Origin of the sequence: Rhizobium sp. CSW-27 (assembly GCF_018760785.1) — a bacterium.
Lineage (GTDB): Bacteria > Pseudomonadota > Alphaproteobacteria > Rhizobiales > Rhizobiaceae > Neorhizobium.
The window spans coordinates 1-343 of the sequence record NZ_JAHHZO010000085.1 but is presented as its reverse complement, the minus strand read 5'-3'; the positions used below and the strand labels follow the sequence as shown (position 1 = coordinate 343).

The following is a 343-nucleotide window of genomic DNA, read 5'->3' as shown; positions in this document are numbered from 1 at the left end:
GCGCCGGCAACGGAACCCGTGGCGGCAACAACAACATCCGTCTCGCCCGTCACCTCGACCGAACCGCCAGACGTGCTCAGCGCATCGGCAAGCTCCACCGAGCCACCGAGGGCAGAGACAGACACCGTGCCCGCGGTCGTCACACGGCCAAGCTTGGCATCCGTCCCCGCCGACAGCGTCACGTTGCCCGTGCCGCCATCGATCAGAGAGCCAGAGGCCTGCGTCAGATCACCCGTCGTTGCCGTCAGAGACACGCCGCCGGTCCCCGTGGCGGTCACGCTGGCGTTGGAAGCAAGCGCAAGCGCCGTCTCAGCCGTCATACCGACCGAACCGTTGGCCGCTT

The 343-nt window shown here is 67.9% G+C and carries 1 pseudogene; it reads right to left on the bottom strand.

What is annotated here, in order from left to right:
- A pseudogene (locus tag KLP42_RS26720) lies at positions 1-343 on the bottom strand (hypothetical protein); the annotation flags it as partial.